Annotated in this window: 19 protein-coding genes; 11 read left to right on the top strand and 8 right to left on the bottom strand. The window is 73.9% G+C overall.

Annotation, left to right across the window (positions count from 1 at the left end):
* Positions 1-32 precede the first annotated feature (32 nt).
* From QUG98_RS04805 to QUG98_RS04795, 3 genes are read left to right on the top strand one after another with little or no spacing between them, the layout of a single operon-like run.
* A complete protein-coding gene (locus QUG98_RS04805; RefSeq protein ID WP_289469480.1) occupies positions 33-929 on the top strand; it encodes an FAD binding domain-containing protein in 897 nt (298 codons plus the stop codon).
* Positions 926-3,751, top strand: coding sequence for a molybdopterin-dependent oxidoreductase (locus tag QUG98_RS04800; protein ID WP_289469479.1), 2,826 nt, complete (start codon positions 926-928; stop codon positions 3,749-3,751). Before QUG98_RS04805 ends, QUG98_RS04800 begins: the two co-directional genes overlap by 4 nt.
* Positions 3,751-4,743, top strand: coding sequence for an XdhC family protein (locus tag QUG98_RS04795; RefSeq protein WP_289469478.1), 993 nt, complete (start codon positions 3,751-3,753; stop codon positions 4,741-4,743). The genes QUG98_RS04800 and QUG98_RS04795 overlap by 1 nt, the downstream gene beginning before the upstream one ends.
* A gap of 138 nt (positions 4,744-4,881) precedes the next feature.
* Here QUG98_RS04795 and QUG98_RS04790 read toward each other — a convergent pair whose 3' ends face one another.
* Positions 4,882-6,180, bottom strand: coding sequence for an amidohydrolase family protein (locus QUG98_RS04790; protein ID WP_289469477.1), 1,299 nt, complete (start codon positions 6,178-6,180; stop codon positions 4,882-4,884).
* Between the two features lie 152 nt (positions 6,181-6,332).
* Here QUG98_RS04790 and QUG98_RS04785 point away from each other — a divergent pair, with 152 nt between their 5' ends.
* Positions 6,333-7,730, top strand: coding sequence for an amidohydrolase family protein (locus QUG98_RS04785; RefSeq protein ID WP_289469476.1), 1,398 nt, complete (start codon positions 6,333-6,335; stop codon positions 7,728-7,730).
* Between the two features lie 98 nt (positions 7,731-7,828).
* Here QUG98_RS04785 and QUG98_RS04780 read toward each other — a convergent pair whose 3' ends face one another.
* Together QUG98_RS04780 and QUG98_RS04775 are read right to left on the bottom strand one after the other, a co-directional pair.
* Entirely contained in the window at positions 7,829-8,782 is a 954-nt protein-coding gene (locus QUG98_RS04780) for a PDR/VanB family oxidoreductase (protein WP_289469475.1), read from the bottom strand.
* Positions 8,779-9,429, bottom strand: coding sequence for a helix-turn-helix domain-containing protein (locus QUG98_RS04775; RefSeq protein ID WP_289469474.1), 651 nt, complete (start codon positions 9,427-9,429; stop codon positions 8,779-8,781). Before QUG98_RS04775 ends, QUG98_RS04780 begins: the two co-directional genes overlap by 4 nt.
* A 211-nt stretch (positions 9,430-9,640) precedes the next feature.
* Here QUG98_RS04775 and QUG98_RS04770 point away from each other — a divergent pair, with 211 nt between their 5' ends.
* The 7 genes from QUG98_RS04770 to QUG98_RS04740 all read left to right on the top strand — a co-directional run bounded on the left by QUG98_RS04770 (position 9,641) and on the right by QUG98_RS04740 (position 16,985).
* Positions 9,641-10,942: an amidohydrolase family protein gene (locus QUG98_RS04770; protein WP_289469473.1), complete on the top strand. Its 1,302-nt coding sequence runs from the start codon at positions 9,641-9,643 to the stop codon at positions 10,940-10,942.
* Between the two features lie 27 nt (positions 10,943-10,969).
* The gene (locus tag QUG98_RS04765) at positions 10,970-11,761 is read left to right on the top strand and encodes an ABC transporter ATP-binding protein (protein WP_289469472.1); all 792 of its coding nucleotides are present in this window, start codon (positions 10,970-10,972) and stop codon (positions 11,759-11,761) included.
* Positions 11,761-12,630 carry an ABC transporter permease gene (locus QUG98_RS04760; RefSeq protein ID WP_289469471.1) on the top strand — a complete coding sequence of 290 codons (870 nt, stop codon included), beginning with the start codon at positions 11,761-11,763 and terminating at the stop codon, positions 12,628-12,630. The genes QUG98_RS04765 and QUG98_RS04760 overlap by 1 nt, the downstream gene beginning before the upstream one ends.
* A gap of 121 nt (positions 12,631-12,751) precedes the next feature.
* The gene (locus tag QUG98_RS04755; RefSeq protein ID WP_289469470.1) at positions 12,752-13,939 is read left to right on the top strand and encodes an ABC transporter substrate-binding protein; all 1,188 of its coding nucleotides are present in this window, start codon (positions 12,752-12,754) and stop codon (positions 13,937-13,939) included.
* Between the two features lie 102 nt (positions 13,940-14,041).
* Positions 14,042-15,427 (top strand): FAD-binding oxidoreductase, encoded by a 1,386-nt coding sequence (locus QUG98_RS04750; protein ID WP_289469469.1) that lies wholly within the window; start codon positions 14,042-14,044, stop codon positions 15,425-15,427.
* Positions 15,424-16,368, top strand: coding sequence for a creatininase family protein (locus QUG98_RS04745; RefSeq protein ID WP_289469468.1), 945 nt, complete (start codon positions 15,424-15,426; stop codon positions 16,366-16,368). Before QUG98_RS04750 ends, QUG98_RS04745 begins: the two co-directional genes overlap by 4 nt.
* Entirely contained in the window at positions 16,365-16,985 is a 621-nt protein-coding gene (locus QUG98_RS04740) for a pyridoxamine 5'-phosphate oxidase family protein (protein WP_289469467.1), read from the top strand. The genes QUG98_RS04745 and QUG98_RS04740 overlap by 4 nt, the downstream gene beginning before the upstream one ends.
* A gap of 11 nt (positions 16,986-16,996) precedes the next feature.
* Here the strand turns inward: QUG98_RS04740 and QUG98_RS04735 are convergent, their stop codons facing one another.
* The 5 genes from QUG98_RS04735 to QUG98_RS04715 all read right to left on the bottom strand — a co-directional run bounded on the left by QUG98_RS04735 (position 16,997) and on the right by QUG98_RS04715 (position 21,059).
* Positions 16,997-17,446 (bottom strand): hypothetical protein, encoded by a 450-nt coding sequence (locus QUG98_RS04735; protein WP_289469466.1) that lies wholly within the window; start codon positions 17,444-17,446, stop codon positions 16,997-16,999.
* A 19-nt stretch (positions 17,447-17,465) separates the two neighbouring features.
* Positions 17,466-17,765, bottom strand: coding sequence for a hypothetical protein (locus QUG98_RS04730; protein ID WP_289469465.1), 300 nt, complete (start codon positions 17,763-17,765; stop codon positions 17,466-17,468).
* A gap of 95 nt (positions 17,766-17,860) precedes the next feature.
* Positions 17,861-18,256 (bottom strand): hypothetical protein, encoded by a 396-nt coding sequence (locus QUG98_RS04725; protein WP_289469464.1) that lies wholly within the window; start codon positions 18,254-18,256, stop codon positions 17,861-17,863.
* Positions 18,257-18,453: 197 nt separating this feature from the next.
* Positions 18,454-19,980, bottom strand: coding sequence for a PucR family transcriptional regulator (locus tag QUG98_RS04720; protein WP_289469463.1), 1,527 nt, complete (start codon positions 19,978-19,980; stop codon positions 18,454-18,456).
* Positions 19,977-21,059, bottom strand: coding sequence for a DUF917 domain-containing protein (locus QUG98_RS04715; RefSeq protein WP_289469462.1), 1,083 nt, complete (start codon positions 21,057-21,059; stop codon positions 19,977-19,979). The genes QUG98_RS04720 and QUG98_RS04715 overlap by 4 nt, the downstream gene beginning before the upstream one ends.
* Positions 21,060-21,085 lie beyond the last annotated feature (26 nt).

The raw sequence follows: 21,085 nt of genomic DNA, 5'->3' as shown, positions 1-21,085 counted from the left end.
CCCCCGCCCCGCCACCCCGATCGGACCCATGCATGGACCTCGTCACCGTCCGCACCCTGCGGACACCGTCGCACCGCGACGACCTCGCGCTCGCACCCGGTGAGCAGCCGCTCGCCGGAGGCACCTGGCTGTACTCCGAGGAGCAACCAGGGACCACCGGCCTCGTCGACCTGACCGGTCTGGCCTGGCCGGACGTCGAGCGGACCCCGGACGGCGTGCGGCTCGGGGCGACCTGCACGCTCGCGGCGCTGGTGCGGCTCGACCCCGAGCCCGGATGGTGTGCGTGGCCGCTCGTCGAGCAGTGCGCGAACGCCCTGCTGGCGTCGTTCAAGGTGTGGAACGCGGCAACGGTCGGCGGCAACGTCGCGACCGCGCTGCCGGCGGGCGCGATCACGGCGCTGCTGGTGACCCTCGACGCGACCGCGGTCGTCTGGACGCCGAACGGCGGGGAGCGCCGCCTGCCCGTCGCCGACCTCGTCACCGGGGTCCGCACCACCGCCCTCGGTACGGGCGAGGTGATCCGGGCGTTCGACCTGCCCGCATCCGCGCTCACGAGCACCACCGGGTTCCGCCGGGTGTCGCTCAGCCCGCACGGCCGGACCGGGACGCTCGTCACCGCACGGTGGGACGCCGACGGCTTCGTGCTCGTCGTCACCGGCGGGACCCCGCGACCGCTCGTGCTGCGGTGGGACGCGGTGCCGACGGCCGCCGAGGCCGACGCGGTGCTCGCAGCCCACGACGACTGGTACGACGACCCGCACGGCTCCCCCGGATGGCGCCGCGCGGTGTCCCGCCGCTTCGCCGCCGAGCTCGTAGCCGAGGCCGGCGGCCCGGATGCCGAGGCCGGCGGGCCGGGTGCCGAGGCCGGCGGACCGGATGCCGAGGCCGGCTGCTCCGGCTCCGCTGCTCCGGACGGGGGCGCACGATGAGGACCACGGTCGACGGCACGCCCCTCGAGACGGACCCACAACCGGGCCAGGTCCTCCGCACGCTGCTCCGCGAGCACGGCGTCACGAGCGTCAAGAAGGGCTGCGACGCCGGCGACTGCGGCGCGTGCTCGGTCCTGCTCGACGGCACGCCCGTGCACTCCTGCATCACGCCGGCGCACCGCGCGGCCGGTCGCACGGTGACCACCGCCGCGGGACTCGGCACCCCCGAGGACCCGCACCCCGTGCAGCGCGCCTTCGCCGAGGCCCCGGGCTTCCAGTGCGGCTTCTGCACGGCCGGTTACGTCGTCACCGCCTCCACCCTCGACGACGACCAGCTCGCCGACCGGCACCGTGCGCTCAAGGGCAACATCTGCCGGTGCACGGGGTACCGGGCGATCGAGGACGCCCTGGACGGCGTGCGCAACACCGCGTGCGCGAGCGCCGGCGAGGCCGTCGGCACCTCCGTCGCCGCACCCGCCGCGATGCGGATCGTCACCGGCAACGAGGAGTACACGCTCGACGTCCGCCGGACCGAGGCGCTCCTGCACCTCGCGGTCCTCGGCAGCCCGCACCCCCACGCCCGCATCGTGTCGATCGACACGAGCGCGGCCGAGGCGATGCCCGGCGTGCACCTCGTGCTCACCCACCACGACGACCCCGGCGTGCTCTTCTCGACCGGCCGCCACGACTCCCGGCTCGACGACCCCGACGACACCCGGGTCCTCGACCGCGTCCTGCGCTTCCGCGGACAGCGCGTCGCGGCCGTCGTCGCCGACAGCGTCCGGACCGCCGAGCAGGCCTGTGCGCTGCTGCGGGTCGAGTACGAGGTGCTGCCGAGCGTCCACGACGTCGATGCCGCGCGAGCGCCCGGCGCTCCCCTGCTGCACGGCGACAAGACGACCGAGGAACACCGCATCGCGGAGCCCGACCGGAACGTGGTCGCGGCCCTGCACGGCGAGACCGGGGACGTCGAGGCCGCACTGGCCGCCGCCGCGGCCACGGTCGACGGCACCTGGACCACCGGTCGCGTCTCGCACGCGGCGCTCGAGACGCATGCCACCCGCGGTTCGCTGGACCGGGACGGGAGGCTCGTCCTGCGGACCGCCACGCAGGTCCCGTTCCTGGTCCGCGACGAGATCGCCCACGTCTTCGGTCTCGACCCGTCGCGCGTGCGCGTGGTCGCCAAGCGCGTCGGCGGGGGCTTCGGCGGCAAGCAGGAGATGCTCACCGAGGACCTCGTCACCCTCGCCGTGCTGCGCACCGGCCGGAGCGTGCAGTACGAGTTCAGCCGGCGGGACGAGTTCACGATCGCCCCCACCCGACACCCGATGCGCGTGCGGGTCCGGCTCGGCGCGGACGCGTCCGGGCACCTGACGGCGATGCACGTCGACCAGGTGATGGAGACGGGCGCGTACGGGAACCACGGCGTCGGCGTCATGTTCCACTCGGTCAGCGAGTCGGTGGCCGTCTACCGCTGCCCGTCGAAGCGCGTCGACGCCGAGTCCGTCTACACGAACAACCTGCCGTCCGGGGCGTTCCGCGGGTACGGCCTCGGTCAGGTCGTGTTCGCGATCGAGTCCGCGATGGACGAGCTCGCACGCCGACTCGACATCGACCCGTTCGCGCTCCGTCGGCGGAACGTCGTCGTGCCGGGCGACCCCCTCGTCGTGACCGACCCCGACGAGCAGGACGACCTCCGGTGGGAGGGCAGCTACGGCCTCGACCAGTGCCTCGACCTGGTCGAGGAGGCCCTGCGCGCGCCACTGCCCGAGGTCCCGGCGATGGACGGTCCAGCGCTCGACCTGCCGACGGCGGACGGCACGGGCGACCGGTCCGTCGACACGGGCGACTGGGCACTCGGCACCGGCATCGCCCTCGCCGCCATCGCGACGATGCCGCCGCGGGGACACCACGCGCACGCGACCGTCGAGGCCACGGTCGACGGGCGCTACCGCATCGGCGTCGGCACGGCGGAGTTCGGGAACGGCACGACGACCGTGCACACCCAGCTCGTCGCGACCGCGCTGGGGACGACTCCGGACCGGGTCGACGTGCACCAGTCCGACACCGACGCCGCGCAGTACGACACCGGGGCGTTCGGGTCCGCCGGGGTGGTCGTCGCGGGCAAGGCGCTGTTCGCCGCCGCCGAGGACCTCCGCGAGCAGATGACGGCGCGTGCGCTCACGATCGTGGCGCACCGCACGCCCCGGAGCGCCGTCGGCCCGCTCGGCCCCGCGGTCGAGGTCCTGCCGGACGGTGTCCGCGTCGGGGACGAGGTCGTCGGGCACGCCGAACTGCTCGCCGGGGGACCCCTCGTCGCACACGGCAGCCACGACGGCACGCCGCGATCGCTCGCGTTCACGGTGCACGGTGCCCGTGTCGCGGTGCACCGACCGACCGGCGAGGTCCGGGTGCTCCACAGCGTGCAGGCCGTCGACGCCGGCACCGTGCTCAACCCGGAGCAGCTGCGCGGACAGGTCGAGGGCGGCGCCGCACAGGCGATCGGTTCGACGCTGTACGAGGAGGTCGTGCTCGACGACACCGGCCGCGTGACCACCGACGCGTTCCGGTCGTACCGGGTGCCGAAGATCTCGGACGTGCCCCGCACCGAGGTCCGCTTCGCCGTCACCCACGACCCCCTCGGACCACTCGGGGCGAAGTCGATGAGCGAGGCGCCGTACAACCCCGTCGCCCCGGCCGTCGCGAACGCCGTGCGGGACGCGATCGGCGTCCGCCCGTACCGGCTGCCGATGACCCGGGACCGCGTCTGGGCGCTGCTGCAGGACGCGGCGGCCGACGACACCGACGCCGGAGGTGCGTGATGTTCGAACTGGCACCGCGCCTCCTGGCCGTCCTCGACACGGGCGCAACGGTCGTCGTGGCGACGGCCGTGTCGATGACGGGCAGTGCACCGAGCGGCGTCGGGACCTCGATGGCGGTGCTGCCCGGCGGACAGGTGGTCGGCACGATCTCGGGCGGATGCGTCGAGGGGTCGCTGTTCCTCACCGCCGAGCAGGTGCTCGAGACCGGCGGACCGGTGCTCGAGCGGTTCGGCTTCGACGACGACCCGGACGATCCCGACGCCGTGTGGGCACCGGCACTCCGGTGCGGTGGCCGCGTCGAGGTCCTCGTCCACCGGGTGACCGCGGAGGACCACCTGCTCGTGGGTGCCCTCCGCGACGCCGCCGCCGGCCTGCCGACGACGCTCGCCCTCTCGCTCGAGCCGGGGACACTCGGTGCCGTCGTCACCGCTCCGGACGGGTGCCGCGACCGGGTCTTCGTCGAGCGCAGCGACCACCGCCCGCGCTGCGTGGTCGTCGGTGCCGTCGAGACCGCGGTCGCGGTGACGAACGCCGCCGCGGTGCTCGGCTACGCGGTGACCGTGGTCGACCCGCGCCCGGTGTTCCTGACCGACGAGCGGTTCCCGGCCGCGGACGAGCGGATCGTGGGGTGGCCGACGCGCGTGCTCGAGGGGGTGCACGTGGACGGGACGACGGCCGTCGTGGTGCTCTCGCACGACGATCGGTTCGACGCCGCGGTCATCGACCAGGCCCTCCGCCGTGGGGCCGGGTACGTCGGCGCGATGGGCTCCCGGGCCACCCACGAACGGCGACTCGCGGAACTGCACGCGCTCGGGACGCCGGACCTCGACCGGCTCCGGTCCCCGATCGGTCTCGACATCGGCGCGCGGACCCCGGCCGAGACGGCGCTGTCGATCATGGCCGAGGTCGTCGCCGTCCGGACGGGCTCCTCGGGTGGGGCGCTGACCGGCGGCTCCGGCCCGATCCACCGCGTCCCCGTCCGGGTATCCTGACGCTCGGTGCGCGTCGAACCAGGTTCCCGACATCGAACCAGGTCTCACGCCTGGTTCGGTGTCGGATCCGTGGTTCGACTCAGCCCGGACGCTCGGTCGGCGCCCGCGCGGCACCGCGAGGCCGGCGAGTGAGCACGCTCAGACGGCGGCGGGCGTCCGGGCGAGCCGCTCGGCCAGCCGGGCGGCGATCTCACGCTCGTCGCCGGTGACGAGCCGGGAGTCCCGGACCACCACGCGCCCGCCGACCACCACGTGCCGCGGCCGTCGACCGGGCGACGCCCAGAGGAGCCCCGCGACCGGGTCCGCGACGCCGGCATCAGCCACGCCCGAGACGTCCCACACGCACAGGTCGCCCGCGGTGCCCGCGCCGAGGTGCCCGAGCTGCGGCCGGCCGAGACCCGCGGCCGACCCCTCCGTCATCATCCCGAGCACCTGGCGGGCGGGCAGCTGTGGCCCCACGAGCGCGGACACCTGCATCGCCAACCGCCCGTCCGCGAGCAGGTGCCCGGCGTCGTTGCTGCCCCCGCCGCTCGTGCCCAGGCCGACCGGGATCCCGGCCGCCGCGAGCCTGGCGACCGGGGCGATCCCCCACCCCATCGGCACGTCGCAGCCCGGGGCGTGCGTCGCCGTCACCCCGGCGGTCGCGAGCCGTGCGATCTCGTCGTCGGTCACGTCGCAGAGGTGGGCGATCGTGACGTCCGGTGCGAGCCACCCCCACTCCTCGAGCAGGTCGAGGGGCCGTCGGCCGTACCGCTCGAGCGCGATCGCCGTGTCGACCTGCTCGTTCGCCTGGGTGCGACGACGGAGACCGTGCCGCGCTGCGACCTCGCCGAGCGCCCGGAACGTGGCCTCGCCGTCGGAGTGCACCCCGGCCGGCCCCACGGCGAGCTGGAGTCCGCCGTCCGGGTCGACCCCGCCCACGGCCCGCTCGTGCAGCAGCCCGGTCGCGATCGCCTCCGCCGAGTCCGCGGCACGCTCCGGCTCGTCCCGCGCCGACCCGCGCACGAAGACCAGCCGTCCGCCGAGCCCCCGGACGGCGTCGACGGTCGCTGCGGCGAGCGCCACCGTGTCGTCGGTGGCCGCGTCCGCGGGCCAGTTCAGGTGGTGGTCGCCAACGGTCGTGACGCCGGACAGGAGGCCCTCCGCAGCTCCGGCAGCCGCCGCCAGTCCGTACAACTCGGGGTCGTGCCCGGCCCGGCCGTACGCCGCGGCCATCGTCGGCAGCCACTCGGCCATGGGGACGCCGCGGGTGCCGGGGAGGGTGCGGAAGGCGGTCTGCAGCAGGTGGTGGTGCGCGTTGACGAGGCCGGGCGTGACGACGCAGCCGGACGCGTCGAGCGTCGTGGCGAGGTCGCTGCCGTCGTCGAGGACGACGTCGCCCTCCCGTTCGGTGCGGGGGTCGACGAGGACACGGCGGGCACCGGTGACGGTCAGCATGCGAGGGATTCTGGCAGCCGCCTGTTTCCGGCCCGTGTCACCGCCGTGACGCGTTCCGATCGCGATCCGATCGCGTTCCGGCGGAGCCGCGAGCATCGTCCGGGAAACCCGGCGGTGACACCCGCGAAACACGGGCACCCTAGGTTCGCCCCATGACGCAGACCCTGATCCGCGCCGGCTGGGTGCTCACCGCCGCACCGGACGACTCCGCCACGCCCGCAGCGATCCGCGACGGCGCCGTGCTGCTCGACGGGGACCGCATCGCCGCCGTCGGCACCTTCGCCGAGCTGTCCGCCGCACACCCGGACGCACCGGTCCGCGGGGGCGCGTACGACATCGTGACGCCGGGCTTCGTGAACACGCACGGACACTTCAGCGAGGGGCTCATCACGGGCATCGGCTCGCAGTACACGCTGTGGGAGTGGCTGACGGCGCTGATCGGTCGCGTCAACCCGGTGATGACCCGCGAGAAGGCGTACGCCGGCACGGTGCTGCAGGGGATCCAACTGCTCCGGAGCGGCGTGACGACCGCGAACGACATGTTCTGCGCGGACCCGATGCCCGACGAGCCGGCCACGCCCGGTGTCGTGCAGGCCCTCGAGGACCTGGGCCTGCGCGGCGTCGTGTCGTTCGGCTCCGGCGACGTCGACCGCGACTTCGGCGCGACGCCGATCCTCGAGGAGTTCGAGGCGCTGCGCGAGGCCGCCGACGCCAGCCGCTACAGCACGTTCCGGGTCGGCGTCTCGTCGATCGGGCGGTACACCGACGACACCTGGCAGGAGCACGTCGACTACGCGGTCGCGGGCGGCCACGGAGTGCACGTGCACTTCCACGAGGTGCGCGAGGAGGTCACGGCCGCCCGGCAGCGCACCGGCCGCACGGCGATCGGCCACGCCGAGGCGACGGGCATGTTCCAGGTCCCGGTGATCGCCGCGCACAGCGTCTGGGTCGACCGCGAGGACCGCGAGCGCTACGCCACGAACGGCGTCGGCGTCGCCCACAACCCTGTCGCGAACGGCATCCTGGCCAGCGGCATCGCCCCGGTCGCCGAACTGCGGGCACTCGGCGTCCCAGTCGGCATCGGGGTCGACGGCCCTGCGTCGAACGACTCGCAGGACTTCCTGCAGGCGATGAAGACCGCGGCCCTGCTCGCCCGTGTCCGCGACCTGCAGGCCACCGCGATGAGCGCCCGGGAGGCGTTCGAGATGGGCACGATCGGCGGCGCCCGAGCCCTGCGCATGGAGGGCGAGATCGGCTCGCTCGAGCCCGGCAAGCGCGCTGACCTGGTCGCGTTCGACGGCGACTCCCCCACGCTCGCGAACGTGCACGACCCCTACCAGGCTGTCGTCTTCGTGGCCGGCAGCCGTGAGGTCCGCGACGTCTGGGTCGACGGCGAGCTGAGCGTCGCCGACGGCGACGTCACGAAGGTGGACGTCCGCGAGGCGGTGGACCGAGCACGACCGTTGGCCCGACAGCTGGTCGCCGAGGCGGGCCTGGAGCGCCTGTCGGCGCTCACCGGGGGCGCGCTCGACGACACCGAACGTCCGTAGCGGCGGACGCGATCCGGGCCGGGGACGCGCCGGACGGGAGGCGGTGCGCACGTCGTGTGCACCGCCTCCCGTCCGTCACCCCTCCGCTCGACGGCCCGTCACAGTTCCAGGACCAGGCGCGGGCAGCCGCGCCGGGCGCGCGACACGCAGACCATCATCGTGCGGTCGTCGGCCTGCTCCTCGGGACTGAGCACGGTGTCCCGGTGCTCCACCGCGCCCTCGAGGACGGGGGTCTCGCAGGTGCCGCACGTGCCCTCACGGCACGAGGACAGGACGAAGGCGCCAGCCTCCTCCGCGACCTCGAGCAGCGTGCGGTCGGCCGGTACCGTGACGGTCACGCCGGTGACGGCGAGCTCGACCTCGAAGGGTTCCCCCGGGGCGTCCACGTCGGCGGCCGGCTCGAACCGTTCGACGCGCACGCTGCCCGCGGGCCAGTGCGCGGCGGCCGACTCGACGGCGTCCATGAGCCCGCGCGGGCCGCAGCAGTACACGACGGCGTCCCGCGGCTCGGCGAGGAGTCCGATCACGTTCAGCCGCGGGTGCTCGTCCGCCGCGGCGACGACGACCCGGTCGGGATGCGCCGCCACGAGCTCGTCGACGAAGGCCATGCGGCTCCGGCTGCGACCGGCGTAGTGGAGTTCCCAGGGCGTGCCGGCGCGTTCCGCGGCGTCGATCATCGCCACGAGGGGCGTGATCCCGATGCCACCGGCGACGAACACCGCGGGCCGCGTCGGGTCGAAGCCGAAGTGGTTCCGCGGTCCGGCGACCACGACCTCGGCGCCGACCGCGAGCCCCTCGTGCACGGCGCGTGATCCTCCGCGGCCGTCCGGCTCCCGCAGCACCGCGATGCGCCAGTGCCCTTCGAGCGTGGTCGTGACGAGCGAGTACTGCCGCTCGGTGCCCGGCGCGACCTCGAGGTCGACGTGCGCCCCGGGCTCCCAGTCGGGCAGCGGCTCGCCGTCGACCGGTGCGAGGTCGAGCGCGACGACGTCGGTCGCGACCTGACGGCGAGCGGCGACCCGCAGGCGGCGACGCTCCGGTGCGGCGGTCACGCGACGTCTCCGCTCGGGACCGCTCCGGCGCTCGCGACCACGCCGGCACGCGGCGTCTCCTTGACCACGATCATGTGGAACCGGCTGCCGTCCGCGCTGCACCAGCGGTGCCCGGTGCCGCCGCGGTAGTAGGCGGAGTCCCCCGGTCCGAGGCGCAGGGGCGCCTGCCCGCGGAGGTCGAGCAGGACGTCGCCGGCGAGCACGGTGAGGAACTCGTCCTCGCGGTGCTCGAAGTACTCGCCGAGGTCCGTGTTCTCCCCGGTCCACTCGAGCGGCTCGAAGGCGTGCGGGCCGGCGTGCACGAGGAGCCGCGCCTCGCCGCTGGAGAACGGGCCGCGCGCACCCTCGCCCGCGCGGATCACCTCGGGGCCCCGGTCGTCCCGGTCCGACCGTTCCGGGGCGCCGGCGGCGAGCAGTTCGACCTGCGTGGTGCCCAGCGCCGCGGCGATCTTCTCGAGGGAGACCATGCTCGCGCGGGAGTGCCCGCGTTCGACCTGGCTGAGGAACGGGTGCGACAGCCCGGTCAGCTCGGCGACCTGCACGAGGGTCAGGCGTGCGGCGCGTCTGCGGGCGCGGATGTGCTCCCCGATCCGCTGGGTCTGGTCGTCGACGACGCGGTCGGTCTCGGTGGTGGTGCCGGTGCTCACGCGCACTCCTCTCGGCCTGGTGGTGGCGCTCCGACGCCCTCGCGCGGACGGCTGACGACCCGCCCGCCGGAACCGTCGTTCCGGGTTCCCGGTCGGACCGGGACGGGTGTCACACACGGCAACCGCCTCGAAACGAGAGGGAAACACTGCCGCCCTAGCATCGGAGATGTTGATGCGATCAACATTCTCACACACGATCAGGAGGCCCCGCATGGACGCCACAGCACCCCGTCAGGTCGGGCTCCTGCGCTCCGCGCTGCTGCCGGACGGACGCCTGGTCGACGTCGCGATCGACGGTGACACCGTGTCGGCCGTCGCTCCCGCCGGCACCCTCACCGCACCCGCCGACGCGGTGCTCGACCTCGACGGACGTCTGCTGCTCACCGCACCGGCCGAACCGCACGCGCACCTCGACAAGGCCCTGAGCGCCGACGCCATCCGCCCGCCGCTCGGCGACCTCGGCGCCGCGATCGCCTCGTGGTCCGCGCACGCCACCACGATGACCGTCGAGGACGTCGCCGACCGAGCACGGACCGCCGCGCTGGCCCTGCTCGCGGCCGGCACCACCGCTGTCCGCACCCACGTGGACGTCCTGAGCGGCCGCCGCACCGCGGACGACGCGCCCGCCTCGGTCGAGTCGGCCACCCGCGGCGCCCGGGCCCTCGTGCAGGTCCGTGACGAGCTCGCCGGCCTCATGGACATCGAGCTCGTCGCCCTCGCCGGGCCGCTCGCGCCCGACCACCACGTCGAGGCCGTCCTCGACTGCGGCGTCGACCTGGTCGGTGGTGCCCCGCACCTCGCCGAGGACCCGCTCGCCGACGTCGACCGACTGCTCGCGATCGCCGAGCGCCGCGGGGTCGGGGTCGACCTGCACACCGACGAGAGCCTGGACGGGCCGGTCACCCTCGACCACTACGCCCGCGCCGTCACGCGGCTGTCGCGCGACGAGCGCACGGGCCGGCAGTACTCCGCCGGGCACTGCGTCCGGCTCGGCACGCTCGTCCAGGAGCGCCTGGCCGAGGTCGTCGCCGACGTCGCCGCAGCGGACCTCGGCATCATCACCCTGCCGATCACCAACCTGTACCTGCAGGGGTGGCAGCACCCGGTGTCGACGCCGCGTGGGCTCACCGCGATCCGGGCGCTCACCGAGGCCGGCGTGCGGGTCGCCGCGGGCGCGGACAACGTCCGCGACCCGTTCAACCCGGTCGGGCGGAGCGACGCCCTCGAGACGGCGAGCCTGCTCGTGTCGGCCGGGCACGTCACGCCGGACCAGGCGTACGCGATGGTGAGCGACACCGCCCGGAGCGTGATGGGCCTCCCGGCCGCAGGTCCCGCCCCCGGACGGCGGGCCGACCTGCTCGCCATCGCCGCGACGAGCGTCACCGACGCGGTGGCCAACGCGCCCGCCGACCGCATCGTCCTGTCCCGCGGGCGGCTCGTCGCCCGCACCGAGGTCCGCACGACGGTCGCTGCACCGGCGTCCGCCCGTGCCGCGGCCCCCCTCCCCGCCTGACCCCTCGACCCCCACCACCACGAACCCGTGAACCGAGAACCCGAGGTGCCCGTGACCACCACCGCTCCGCCACCCGTCACCACGACGGACACGCTGCTCGACTTCCGGAACGTCGAGATGACCTTCCCGAACGGCACCGTCGCCCTGCAGGGCGTCGACCTCACCGTCGACCGGGGGCAGTTCGTCTCCGTCGTCGGCCCCTCCGGCTGCGGCAAGTCGACCCTGCTCCGCATCGCCTCCGGCCTCGAGTCGGCGTCCGACGGGACCGCCGACGTCGCCGCCGACCGGATCGGGTACGTGTTCCAGGACGCGACCCTGCTGCCGTGGCGCACCGTGCAGGGCAACGTCGAGCTGCTCGCCGAGCTCGGGCACGTGTCGAAGGCCGAACGGGCCGCCAAGGCCGCGCGGGCGATCGACCTGGTCGGGCTGAACGGCTTCGAGACGAACCTGCCGAAGCAGCTGTCCGGCGGCATGCGGATGCGCGTCTCGCTCGCCCGGTCGCTGACGCTCGACCCCGAGCTGTTCCTGTTCGACGAGCCGTTCGGTGCCCTCGACGAGATCACCCGCGAGCGCCTGAACGACGAGCTCCTGCGGCTCTTCGTCGAGCAGCAGTTCGCCGGGCTGTTCATCACCCACTCGGTGTCCGAGGCCGTGTACCTGTCCACCGAGGTCGTCGTCATGTCCGGACGCCCGGGCAGCATCGTCGGCCGGTTCGACGTGCCGTTCCCGATGCCCCGCGACCCCGACATCCGCTTCACCCCCGAGTTCGCCGAGCTGGTCGGCGAGGTCTCGCACGCGCTCCGGGAAGGACACCGCTGATGGTCACCCTGCAGGAGGTCGCCGAGACCCGCGCCGTCCGAGCGGCCGCACGCCGCACCGCCCCGCGCTCCCGCCGGAGCGTGTCCTGGTGGCAGCCGGTCGTCGTCCTCGCCGTGCTCGTCGGCGTCTGGTACGCCGCTGCCGCGTACTACGACCACGTCCGCGGCCTCGCGTTCCTGGTGCCGTACCCGCACCTCGTGGCGGAGGCGATCGTCGCCCCGACGATGCCCGACGGGTCGCCCTCGACCTTCGGCAGCGACCTCTGGTCCGCGCTCGGTCGCACCACGGTGGTGTCCCTCGTCGGCCTCGGCTTCGCGATCGTGATCGGCGTCGTCTGGGCGATGGCGATGGCGCAGGCGAAGTGGCTCGAGCGCTCGCTCTACCCGTACGCAGTCGTGCTGCAGTGCGTGCCGATCCTCGCGCTCGTGCCGCTCATCGGTGCCCTCTTCGGCTACGAGTTCGCCAGCCGGGTCATCGTCACGGTGATGATCGCCCTGTTCCCGATGGTGTCGAACACCCTGTTCGGGCTGCAGTCCGCCGACCGTGGGCAGCGTGAGCTCTTCCGGCTGCAGCGGGCGAGCCGGTTCGCCCAGCTGGTGAAGCTGCAGTTCCCCGCCGCGCTGCCGTCGATCTTCGTCGGCCTGCGGACCTCGGCCGGCCTGAGCGTCATCGGCGCGATCGTCGGCGACCAGTTCTTCCAGCGCGGCAACCCCGGGCTCGGCGTCCTCATCCAGGTGACCGCCTCGCGGCTGATGGGACCGGAGCTCTACGCGACGATCATCATCGCCTCGCTGTACGGCGTCGCCGTCTTCCTCGTGTTCGGACTGATCGGCCGTCTGGCCGTCGGTCGCTGGCACGACTTCAGCTGACCCGCGTCGCGGCGGCCTCCCCCCGGTGCACCGCGGCGCGGGTCTCCCCCGCCTTCCCCTTCCTCCCGTCCCCTCACCCGACCCACAGCACCACGAGACCCGCACCACGAACGGAGCCTCCATGCGCACCACCACCCGACTCGGCGTCGCCACCGCAGCCCTCGCGGCGACCGCCCTCGCCCTGACCGGATGCGCCGCCGGTTCGTCCGCCGGCACCACGGCGTCGACCGCCAGCGCGAAGGCCGCGACCGGCCCCGCGATCGACCTGTCCGACGTCTGCCCGGCGACGATCGTCGTCCAGACCGACTGGAACCCCGAGGGCGAGCACGGCCACCTGTACGAGATGCTCGGCCCGAACCCGTCGATCGACGCGTCGAGCAAGACCGTCACCGGCGACCTGTACGCCAACGGCAAGTCGACCGGCGTGAAGCTCGAGATCCGCGCCGGCGGCCCCGCGATCGGCTACACGAAGGTCGCGTCGCAGATGTACCAGGACAAGGACATCACCCTCGGCTACATGTCCACCGACGAGCAGGTGCAGTTCTCCGGCAACCTGCCCACCACCGCGGTCTTCGCCGAGAACGACTCGTCCCCGATGTCGATCATGTGGGACCCGAAGACCTACCCCGACGTGGACTCCATCGAGGACCTCGGCAAGGAGCTCGAGAAGAACGGCGGCGTCGTCCGCTACTTCAACGGTGCCGCGTACATGACGTACCTCGAGCAGTCCGGCATCCTGCCGAAGCAGGTCCTCGACGGCAGCTACGACGGCACCCCGTCGAAGTTCGTCTCCGCCGGCGGCAAGGACGCTCAGCAGGGCTTCGCCACCGCCGAGCCGTACATCTACCAGAACCAGGTCGCCGCCTGGGGCAAGAAGGTCGCCTACAAGCCGGTCTCGAGCACCGGGTGGAACCCCTACCCCGAGGCCATGTCCGTCCGCACCGGCGACCTGTCGAAGCTCGAGCCGTGCCTGAAGAAGCTCGTGCCCGTCATGCAGCAGGCCGACGTCGACTACCTCAAGGCCCCCGAGGCGACCAACGACCTCATCACCCAGCTCGTGCAGCAGTACAACAACGGCTGGACCTACGACTCGAAGGTCGGCGCGTTCGCGGCGTCGCAGCTGGTGAAGCTCGGCATGGCGAAGGACACCGACGGCTACATCGGCTCGATGGACGAGCAGCGCATGCAGGACTTCATCGAGAAGGCCACCCCGGTCTTCGCCGGCACCGGTGACGTGAAGAGCGACCTGAAGCCGTCCGACCTGTACACGAACGAGTTCCTCGACAAGTCCATCGGTCTGGGCAACTGACACCGGCCGAGCCGACCACATCCGGACGGGAGGCACGGCACACGTCGTGTGTCGTGCCTCCCGTCCGACGTCTCCCGCACCACCCACCCCACAGGAGTGAGCATGACCACCGTCACCCCCGCCTCCCCCACCGTCCCGGCCGAGGCGCTCGCGGCGCTCCGCGCCGAGCTCGTCGACCTGCTCGGTGAACGCGGCGTCAGCGCCGACGAGCGCACCCGCGCCCGCGCCTCCGTCGACGAGGCGACCATGAGCCCGATCCTCAGCGAACAGCTGCCGCTGGGCCTCGCCGACCTCGTCGCCTACCCGGCGTCCGCCGAGCACGTCGCCGCGACGCTCGCCGCGGCGGTCCGGCACGGCGTCCCGGTCACCACGCGCGGCAAGGGCACCGGCAACTACGGCCAGGGCATCCCGCTGCACGGCGGGCTCGTGCTCGACACGTCGCGGGCGCGCGCCGTCGTCGAGGTCGGCGACGGCTGGATCACCGCCGAGGCCGGCGCCTCGATGGTGGCCCTCGAGCAGGCCGCGGCCGCAGCGGGGCAGCAGCTCTGGATGTACCCGTCGACGGCGCAGTCCACCATCGGCGGGTTCCTGTCCGGCGGGTCCGGCGGCACCGGCTCGATCGCCCACGGGTCGAACTGGCAGGGGTTCGTCACCGCGCTCGACGTCGCACTGCCCGGCTCGGACGAGCTGCTGCACGTCGAGGGTGACGAGGCACAGCCGTTCGTGCACACCTACGGCACCGCCGGCGTCATCGCCCGGGCGACCGTCCGGCTCGAGCCGCTGCAGGAGTGGCGTGCGGTGTACGCGTCGTTCCCGACCTTCGAGGACGCCCTCGTCGCCGTCCGCACCCTGCGCGGACTCGACCCCGTGCCGCGACTCGTCAGCGCCGACCGGGCCGAGGTCGCCGCGACCCTGCCGTCGGACACGGCGATCCCGGACGACCGTGCGAGCCTGCGCGCGATCATCGACGACGTCGTGCTCGACGAGGCCCGCGCCCTGATCGAGCAGGCCGGCGGCACCGTGACCGACGTCCGCGAGGGCCTGCAGCAGACCACCAGGGTGTCGATGCTGTCCTACAACCACCCGATCTGGTGGCTGAAGCGGAACACCCCGGACACCGAGTACTTCCACGTCGAGGTCGGCGGCGAGGCGCTCATCGACCGGATCGCCGAGGTCGAGGCGGTCTACCCGGGCGGGATGCTGCACATCGAGGCGGCGCACGTCGGCCCGATCGGCATGCTCACCGCGCCCTACACCGGGGCCGAGGACGTCTACGCCGGCTACCCGGTGCTCCGTGAGCTGGGCGTCCGGGTGCACAGCCCGCACCAGTACTACGTCGACCACGGCGTCGAGGAGCTCGTCGCCCTGAAGCGGCGCACCGACCCCGAGGGGCTGCTCAACCCAGGGCACGTCATCGACCCATCGCTCGTCGTCAGCGGCGGTTCGACCGCCTCGGCGCAGCCCGTCGTGCCGGGGTTCGGCAAGTGAGCGGCGTGGCGCGGCCCGGTGCGGCTGTCCGCTCGCGTCTGCTCGCCGAGCTGTCGGGTCCGGCGGTCGCCGCCGGGATCGGTCCCGACTCGATCGTCGTGCAGCCGACCGGTGCCGTCGAGCACCACGGTCCGCACCTGCCGCTCGTCACCGACTTCCTGCTCGCCGACCACATCGGCGGCGCGGCCGTCGAGCGAGCCGCCGCCGAGGGCCTCGACGTCTGGCAGCTGCCGACGCTGGCGTTCACGAAGTCGGACGAGCACAGCTGGGCACCGGGGACCGTGTGGCTCGACGAGTCGACGATGTTCGACACCGCGGTGCAGGTCGGCCGGGCCGTCGCGCTGATGGGTGCCGGGTCGCTCGTCTTCGCGAACGGGCACGGCGGGAACGTCGCCCTGCTGCAGGTCGCGCTGCGGGAGATCCGGAAGCGGTACGGCCTGAAGACGTTCCTGATGCCGACGCTCGCGCGGATGCCCGGCCCGTCCGGCGAGGACGCGGACGAGCGCGGGCTCGGGATCCACGGCGGAGCGGCGGAGACGTCGATGATCCTGCACCTGCGGCCCGACCTGGTGGACATGTCGCTCGCGGAGCGGTGGGTGCCGGACCACCTGGCGGAGTTCTCGCGGATCGCGTTCAACGGTGGCCCGGTGTCCTTCGGGTGGTTGTCGAACGACTTCGGGACGCCCGGGGTCGTCGGGGACGCGAGTCGGGCGACCGCGGCGTACGGGCAGGCGCTCTGGGACCTGTCGCTCGACGAGGCCGTGGCGTCACTGCACGAGATCGCTCGGTTCGACCCGGCGGTCGCGAAGCCTGCGATCGGCGCCGGCGCCGGCGCGGGTGCTGCCGGCGCCGGTGCTGCTGGTGCCGATGCCGGTGCCGGTGCCGGTGCCGGTGCCAGCGGCGCTGGTCCGCTCGCGGCGGACGTGGTGGCGGTGCCGTGACCGTCCTGCCGGGGCAGGCGGCCGCGCAGGACGACGCTGCCGCCGCCCCGGCCGACCCGCTCGTGCTGGCGGCGTCGTGGCTGCCGTCGGCCGAGGACGGCCCCGGCCCGACGATGACCCTGTCCACGCTCGGCCTCGACGGCTACCCCTCAGCCCGGACCGTGCTGCTGTCGCGCTTCGACGGGGAGCGCCTGCACTTCCACACCGACAGCCGGAGCCGGAAGGCCGCCGAGCTCGCCGCACTCCCCCGCGCCGCCGTCACCCTCGTCTGGCCCGAGGCCGCACGGCAGCTCGTGGTCGTCGGGGACGTTGCACCCGTGACCGACGCCGAGGCCCGCGCCGCGTACGCCGCCAGGACCCGGTACCTGCAGGTGCTGGCGTGGGTGAACGACCACGAGGCCGCGGCCGACACCGCCGCACGACGGCGGGAGCTCTGGGCGGCGTTCGAGCACGAGCGGCCCGACACCGACCTGGAACCGCCGTCGACGTGGGCCGGGTTCGCGCTCACGCCGGTGCGGATGCTGTTCTGGCGGGGCGCGACTGATGCCGCGAGCAACCGGCTCGCCTACGAGCGCCAGGCCGACGGCTCGTGGTCGCAGGAGTCCTGGCCCGGCTGACGCGGTAAGGCTCAGTCCTGTCGACCTCGCCAGACGAGTGCGCCAGCGTCGTACTGGTGCTTGACCGTCGACCAACAGGCCCGGACACCGGCAAGTCGATCGGCAGAGATGCCCCTGCCGTAGCGCACCTTCACGCTCGCATCGTGCAGCACGAGGTACTCGGCGTAGATCGGATGGTAGAGCGTCCGGACGAGGTCGTTGACCCCGACGTCGCGCCTTCCGCCGACGATGCGACCTTCGTGCCGGCTGGTCTCGCGGTGCTGCACGGAGATGCGCGGATCGACCTTCGGGAGATCGACCAGCGAGTCGAAGAGCGGATCGACCAGGATCGCCGCCCGCACGCGGTGGTACGCGGCGTAGAAGTACGCAACCGCTGCCCACTCCTCGCCCCGCTCGTCGAGCAGCTGGGCAGCAGCGTCGTGACATGCGGCACGAGAAAGGCAGTCCGTCGGAGCCGTCAAGTTCTGTGTCTGCGGCACGTCAGACCATCGCGTAGCTCGGCCGGGACGTCACAGGTGCGGTTCGGATCGTGTCGACATCGACGAAGCGGAGGCGGAGGACCGCATCCTGGAGGAACAGCGCTTCGAGCTGCGCGAACGCGTTGGCAACGTCCAGCATCGCCCCCGTCGTCTCGTGGACCAGCGCCGCGCTCACCGTCGCGGTCAGGTCGGCAGCGTCGAGTGTCACGGACAGCGCGCTGAGTCGGTCGCGCCCGAATGATGCGACCGCGTGTTCCCCGATGGACTGCGCGAGTGCTCGAAGCTCAATTTCGCTCGTCATGGCGGCGACGGTAGCAGTGCGGATGGCCGGACCTCACGTATTCCACATACCTGTCGGTGCTGCAGGCGAGGATCGGGTCGGACGGGCGGTCGAGGTCACGACCGGCCGCGCGAGCGCAGCGTGACCTCCTGGATCGTCGCTGTCACCGTCGACGGGTCATCGGCCGAGGTCTGCGCCGAGCACGACCACGCGACCGGCTCCGTCACCGTCCCACGCTCCTCGCGCTGCACGGATGACTCGCCCGTGACGGAGGCCGATGCCGTCCCGCTCTGTCCGGCCGGACCCTGCTCGACGCCCGTCGAACGGGTGTCGACGACCTTCCACGGGGTCATCCCGTACTCGTCCCGCCACCACGCGACGATCGCCGGCCCGACCTTCGTCTCGCAGGCCGCCCGCGCGACGCCGTCGAACGCGGTCTGCTGCCGCGTGCACCCGGTGAGCGCGACGAGCACCACCACGACGACCGTGGCCGCGACGGTGCGGCTCCTCATGCCCTTCATGGTGCCGAACGCCGCGCGGCGGGTACAGCGCGGCGACGACGGAGTGCGCATCGCGGCCTGCGGTCGCCGGCATCGAACCACGTTCCCGACATCGAACCAGTGCGCGCGCCTGGTTCGACGTCGGAACCGTGGTTCGACCCTGCACTCGGAGCGGCCGCGCAACGCCCGCCGACGACCCGCGCCCGGCGCTACGCCCCGCCGAGCGCCCGCGTCGCCAGGTGCAGCGCGAGCCGGGTCTCCGGGTCGCCGAGGTCCACCCCGAGCAGCCGCTGCACCCGGTCGATCCGGTCCGCCACGGTGTTCCGGTGCACCCCGAGCACCGCGGCCGTCTCCGCCACCGAGGACTCCGCGTCGAGGAACGCCGCCAGGGTCGAGCGGAGCGCCCCGCCCCCGCGCTCCAGCGGCGCGAGGAGCTGCTCGGCCGCGGGCAGGAACGTGTCCGTCTGCGTCCACGCGAGCAGCAGCTGCGCGAGCCCGAGCCGGTCGACGTGCACGAAGAAGCCCGACTCCGGACGCGCGGCAGCCAGGCGGACGGCGTCACCCGCCTCGCCGAGCGTCCGCACGAGTCCCGCCGGACCGGCGTGCACGCTGCCGACACCGGCGTTCGTGTCGACCGCGGAGCGCAGGGCGTTCTGCGCCGCACGGACCGAGGCGGCGAGCGCGGCGACCGCGGCACGGTCGGGTTCGTCGGGCGTCGAGGACCACACCGCCCACCCGTCGGTCTGCTCCACGACCACGACGTCGAGACCGTGCCCACCGAAGGCCGTCTCGACCTCGCCCCGGAGCGCCACCGCGTCGACCGGTCCACGTGCGACGAGCCGGACGCCGACGTGCCAGGCGTCGAGCTCCCACCCGGCGGCGATGGTCCGCTGCACCAGTGGCGGCGCGGGCGCTCCGTCGGCGGCGCGGAGGTCGTCGAGCATCGCCATCCGGTAGCGGGCGTCGCGCTCGTCGTCGAGCCGGGTGAGCACGAGCCGGTGGCCGGCCGCCACCGCCGCCACCCGGAGCGCGGTCGCCAGCACCGCCCGTTCGGCGCGCAGCGGCGTCGTGGTCCCGACCGCGAGCCACGCCCGCGGTCCGATGCCGGTCGGGACGGGCACGGCCACGACGGTCTCGCGGTCGTCGGTCGCCCAGACCGGTTCGCTCGTCCCCACCGTGCGGGCGAGCAGTGCGGCGGTCGCCGGTGCGACGCCCGCCCCGCGCAGGGGGCGCCCCGACGCGTCGAGGAACCGGATCGCGTGGCCGAGCTCACGCTCGAGCCGAACGAACAGCTCGTCCAGGGCGGGCCCGGCGTCGAGCCCGATGCCCGCCGCGACCACGGCGGCTCGGGCAGCCGGCGCGTCGCCCGACCCGATGAGCTCGTGCACCCGGACGGAGGCCGCCCACGGATCCGGCGTGACGACCACCGCCACGCCGAGTCGCTCGGCGAGGGCGGCGGTGCCGGCTCCCGGCCGCGGCGTGCCGTCGACGGTCCCGACGACGAGCACGGGGACCCCGGCGGTCGCCGCGCGACGGAGCAGCACGTCGAACCGCGCGTCGAACCGTTCGACCGGGGTGAGCAGGACGACCGCTCCGTCCGCCGTCCCGAGCAGCCGACCGACGTGCTCCGGTGGGCCGACGAGTCCGCGCACCGTACCGACCGTGCCCGACGCCGGTCCGACGAGCAGCGCCGTGCCCTCCGGCAGCAGGGGCAGGAACTCGGCGACCGGGATCACGCTGCGACCTCCGGCACGACGTCGGCGTCGATCCCGAACGCCCGCGGCGAGACGCGCGCCGTCCGGTCCGGCGTCGCCCACCACCACGGCGCACCGGGCAGCACGAGCACGGCGAGCTCGTCCCCGACGCGTGCGCGCTCGGTGGCGACGGGACGCAGGGAGCGCGCGTCGACGACGACGATGCAGCTCGGCGTGCTCGCGACCGGCTCGCCGTCCACGAGGCAGTGCACCCACTCGCTGCCCGCCTCGACCCGGACGACGGCTCCGGTCGTCGCGTCGCGGATCGCCATCGATCCGTGGACGAAGGCGACGACGTCACCGCTGCGCTGCACGTCGAGCACGCGGCCGCGGGCGACGACACGCGCGCCCTCGATCCCGCGGACGAGGTCCTCGACCCCGCCCGCGGCAGCGGCGGCGCGACCGGCGCGCAGGGCCCGGTCGACACTCCCCGTGACGCAGCGCCCGGCGAGCACCGTGGCGTCGACCGGGCCGACCGCGAACGCCGCCCACCCGCCGCTGTGCGACACCGCCTCACGCCACACGGTCTCCAGGTCGCGGGCATCGGCCGTGTCGACCACGATGCGCAGGCCGCTCGACGTCACCGCCGCCGCGGTGACCACCGGCAGCGCGTCGACGAACAGGGACAGCTGGTCGATGCGCGGCGTCGCCCGACCGACCAGGTCCGCGTCGACGAGCGGCAGGCCCGCCGCGTGCGCCGTGAGCGCCGCCGCCGGCCCGGTGACGCCACCGATCTGCGCGGCGACGACCGCGTCGGCCCGACGGCCGGTCCAGCGCTCGACGGCGGCGAGCGCGTCGGGCAGCTCACGACCGCTCGGCGTCTTCTCCTCGAGGACCGTGGTCGAGCCGACGAGTCCGACGGCGACCACCGCGCCGAGACCGGCGTCGACCGGGACGACGGGCACCCCGCCGGTCCCGAGCGCGCGCCGGAGCGCGTGCGCCGTGTGGTCCACCTGGCCGCCACCGCCGCACCCCAGGAGCGCGGTGCCGCGTGCGAAGTCGTCGACGTCGTCGGCCTGGAGGCCCGTCACGACCCCGTCACGCTGCTCACCACGGTGCACACCAGCGATCCTCGCGCATCGACACC

This window comes from Curtobacterium subtropicum (assembly GCF_030362975.1).
GTDB classification, from domain to species: Bacteria; Actinomycetota; Actinomycetes; order Actinomycetales; family Microbacteriaceae; genus Curtobacterium; species Curtobacterium subtropicum.
The sequence above is the reverse complement of the archived record's forward strand: the minus strand, read 5'-3'. Positions and strand labels throughout refer to the sequence as shown.